General features: G+C 48.8%; 4 protein-coding genes. 2 read left to right on the forward strand and 2 right to left on the reverse strand.

All coding sequences use genetic code 11. The features are described from left to right. Positions 1 to 104: 104 nt before the first annotated feature. Positions 105 to 842 (reverse strand): FKBP-type peptidyl-prolyl cis-trans isomerase, encoded by a 738-nt coding sequence (locus tag BUE76_RS10295; protein WP_073048269.1) that lies wholly within the window; start codon positions 840 to 842, stop codon positions 105 to 107. 158 nt (positions 843 to 1,000) lie between these two features. On the opposite strand from BUE76_RS10295, the gene BUE76_RS10300 reads away from it, so the two are divergent. Next, positions 1,001 to 1,435 carry an acyl-CoA thioesterase gene (locus tag BUE76_RS10300; protein WP_073048272.1) on the forward strand — a complete coding sequence of 145 codons (435 nt, stop codon included), beginning with the start codon at positions 1,001 to 1,003 and terminating at the stop codon, positions 1,433 to 1,435. A gap of 83 nt (positions 1,436 to 1,518) precedes the next feature. Here the strand turns inward: BUE76_RS10300 and BUE76_RS10305 are convergent, their stop codons facing one another. After that, positions 1,519 to 2,883: an exonuclease domain-containing protein gene (locus tag BUE76_RS10305; protein WP_073048275.1), complete on the reverse strand. Its 1,365-nt coding sequence runs from the start codon at positions 2,881 to 2,883 to the stop codon at positions 1,519 to 1,521. A gap of 58 nt (positions 2,884 to 2,941) precedes the next feature. Here BUE76_RS10305 and BUE76_RS10310 point away from each other — a divergent pair, with 58 nt between their 5' ends. Continuing rightward, the gene (locus BUE76_RS10310; protein ID WP_073048279.1) at positions 2,942 to 3,892 is read left to right on the forward strand and encodes a class I SAM-dependent methyltransferase; all 951 of its coding nucleotides are present in this window, start codon (positions 2,942 to 2,944) and stop codon (positions 3,890 to 3,892) included. Positions 3,893 to 3,994: the final 102 nt, after the last annotated feature.

Genomic DNA, 3,994 nt, shown 5'->3' on the forward strand with positions numbered 1-3,994 from the left:
CAGTCCTGGAATGAGCGCATACCGAACCAATACACTTACGCTAACCTGAACCTGCTTTTACTTAGATGCCTGTTTAAAGGATTCAGAGGTAAGCGTGCAGGGTTTTACTTTTTACCATTTACTTCCAGCAACTCCACTTCAAAAATAAGGGTGGAGCCAGCTGGAATAGCCCCGGCCTCATTGGTGCCATAACCCAATTGGTAAGGGATAAAGAAACGGTACTTGGAACCGGTTGACATCAGCTGTACGCCTTCTGTCCAACCGCGGATTACGCCATTGAGCGGGAAGGAAATAGGCTCGCCACGTTTGTAGCTGTTGTCAAACTCCTGCCCGTTGATGAGGGTGCCTACATAGTTTACTTTAACGGTATCCGTTTCAGTGGGCTTGGTGCCGGTGCCCTGGGTAATTACTTCGTATTGCAGGCCTGAGGCGGTTGTTTGCACGCCCGGCTTTTTCTTGTTCTCTTCCAAAAACTTTTTACCGGCTTCTACCTGCGCGCCGGCTTTCTTTTCCTGTGCCTGTGTCATCAGTTCCATCATCACCTGGTTGCATTGCTGGTCGGAAAGCAGGGTGCCTTTTTTTGCCAACACATCCTCAATGGCACGGGCCACTACTTTGGAGTTGATGCTGCTCATGCCTTGTTGGGAATAGAAATTGGCTACCGAAACACCAATGGCATATGATGCCGAATCGGTAATGGATCTCAGGGCCGCCGCCGTGGCAACAGCCGGTTTCACTGCAGCTTTAGTGGCGGCAGGTTTTGCGGCAGTCGCCGGCTTCTTGGTTTGTGCCGAGGCCGCAAGAGAAGAGAGCAGCAGTGCCGCTACAAGCTTTTGTTTCATGGTCGAAAAGTTAGGGAGCAAAAATAAGCTTCCCTGTGAATGGGGGTGTAAAGCTTAGCATAAATTCGCTGCGTACTGAAAAGGAGCGCTGGTTTTTGATAGAAGCCGCACCTGCAGTATCAACCCATTGTCTTTTCAGTTAAAGCAAGTTGGATTTTATGACTGAGTTCATTCGCCCTTTACAAATACGGTGGTCCGATCTGGACGCAAACTTCCACCTACGCCACTCTGTTTATTACGATTGGGGCGCTTACTGCCGGATGGAATTTCTAAACGCACATGGGCTTACCCCATCTGCCATGCAGCAATTGGGTATTGGCCCCATCTTGTTCCGGGAGGAATGTACCTTCCGGCGCGAAATCCTGATGGGCGATGAAGTGCAAATCAAACTGGCAGTGATCCGTGGCCGGAAAGACTATTCCCGGTGGAGTATCCAACACCAGGTATTCAAAAATGACAATGTCCTTTGTGCTACCCTTACCGTAGACGGCGCCTGGATCGGCATCAAGGAAAGAAGACTGGTAACCCCACCCGAACAGGTGTGGCATGTGTTTGAGCAAATGCCAAAAGGTGAGGGGTTTGAATGGCAATAACGGTTTTTGGTTTTTTGTTGATGGTAGTACTGGTTCATATTGCTAATAAGTCCGGAGCCTAACACAAACCCAAAACGAAAAACCTACAAGAATTTCACCTGGTCCGGGAACTTGTTCAAATGCGCATTGAGTAAGCTGCGGATGGTGCTGTTGTCCTTGTAGGGTTTTACAAACTCCTGTATTACTTCCGCACAGATGTCTTCAAAGTTTGCAGGCAGGTAACCCATGCCAAAGAAATTGCCCTGCACTACCAGGATGCAGGATTGCTCTTCATCATCAAGGCCTTTATCCAGTACTACGTAAGAAGGCCGGTGGGTGAGCGAAGCAATGGCATCCAGCACCCGCTGGTTGTATGCTGAAGGCTGCTCCTTCTTTTCACAGGCGCCATTGCAATGACCTTCGTGTATGCCCACACAGGGATCCTGGTCGGTTTGCATGAAACAAAGTTTGGGGCAAAGGCTGAATTCTGACATCAGTTTACGCAATACACCATGGCCATCCACTTTGTAGTGGAATGTGTAGATGGGATGATTGTTCTTGCGCTTCTTTTCAATAGCCAGCCGCATATAGCCGTTCTGGTCTTCGTACACAAAAATGCCAAAGAGTTCTTCCGGCTTCTTTTGCGCCGCATTAAATACGGGCCACAGCCTTTTGATCTCTGTCGATTCCAGGATGGCCGCCATCAGTTCGGTAGCAGTAGCCTGGAAGGAAATGGCATAAGTATGCTTCAAAAAGTTTTGCCGCTGCTTGCTGTCGCTGTTGGTACTGAAATGCTGGTTTACCCTTTTGCGGATATCCTTCGCCTTCCCAACATAAATCACCTTCCCTTTTTGATCCTGGAAATAATATACGCCGGGTGTATTGGGCAATTGCGAGAAATGGTCCTTGGGAACATTGGGTGGCAGCATCTGCTCCTTGCTGTTGCGCAGCAGGCTGGCTTTAATGAAACCTTCGCGGTCGTTGCGGAGCATGAGGTGGAATAGTTCCACCGTAGCGCGGGCGTCGCCGCCGGCACGGTGCCGATCGCTCATTTCAATGCCCATGGCATGGCAGATATTACCAAGGCTGTAAGAAGGGTAACCCGGAAATATCTGTCGGGCCAGCCTTACGGTACAGAGCTTTCTTACGTTCAGGCTGTAGCCATACCACTCCAGGTGGTTCTTTACAAAAGAATGGTCGAAGTTTACGTTGTGCGCCACAAATACATTGCCCTGCAAAATGGTATATACCTTTTGCGCAACTTCTTCAAAGCGGGGGGCGTCTTCCACCATTTCGTTGGTAATACCTGTAAGCGCCTGTATGTACCTTGGAATGACCTGCCCGGGGTTGATCAGGGTTTCAAAAGATTCGATTACCTGTTGTCCATCGGTAACCTGCACCGATATTTCGATGATGCCATTTGCAGCCGCGTAGCTGCCTGTTGTTTCAATATCTACAATTGCATACATCGTTGGGGTGTACTTTTGGTGCGGGTAAAAAGTTTCCAAAGGTCTAAATATTTTAGCAATGAGCCAACCGGAAGGTAAGTTTTTGATGTTTTATAACAGGCTCCAGAAAGTGTATCGCCACTTGAGCAAACAGGCTACCCGCCAGGGCATCAGCTGCTACCGGGTGTACGACCACGACCTTCCGGAATTTCCCTTGCTGATCGAAATTTTTCATGATAAATTATATGTATCCGAGTACAAGCGCCGCCACGAGATGGAGGAGCAGGAGCATGAAGCATGGCTGGATGGATGCAAAAAGGTGATGCACGAAGTGCTGGGTATTGCACCGGAAAACATTTTTGTAAAACTACGCCAGCGCAAAACCAACCGGCAGGGCCAGTACCAAAAGTTGGACGAACAAAAGAACGAGTTTGTAGTAGCGGAAGGTGGTTTGCAGTTTTTGGTAAACCTTACTGATTACCTGGATACCGGTCTTTTTCTCGACCACCGCATTACCCGCGGTATGGTGCGCGAAGCAGCCAAGGACAAAAGAGTACTCAACCTGTTTTGCTATACCGGTTCTTTTTCGGTGTATGCCGCGGCAGGTGGGGCCGCCCAGGTGGTTTCTGTAGATCTTTCCAAAACCTACCTCGACTGGGCGGAACGAAATATGCGGCTCAATTTTCCATTGTTTGCCAGCCACCAGGTGATCCATGCCGATGTGTTGGCCAAACTCAGGGAATTGCCAGCCGAGTGTTTCGACCTGATTGTAATGGATCCTCCCACCTTCAGTAACAGCAAACGCATGGATGGTGTATTGGATATTCAGCGCGACCATGTACAACTGATCAGCGACTGCCTGCGCTTACTGGCTCCCGGTGGTATGTTGTACTTCAGTACCAATTTTACGAAGTTCAAACTGGCGGAAGATGGGATTGCCGCCAGCCAAATCCGGGATATTACCAAGGCTACAACGCCCTTCGACTTTGCAGGTAAATTGAACCGGTACTGTTTTAAATTATGGAAATAAAAAAAGCCGCTGCCCGGGCAGCGCCTTTTTTATTTAAAGTGTTGCCTCGTCCTAAAATAGGTTGACACAAAAGTTGACTTATATGAGTAACACTGGAGTTAA

The organism is Cnuella takakiae (genome assembly GCF_001953305.1).
In the GTDB taxonomy this organism is placed as follows: Bacteria; Bacteroidota; Bacteroidia; order Chitinophagales; family Chitinophagaceae; genus Flavisolibacter; species Flavisolibacter takakiae.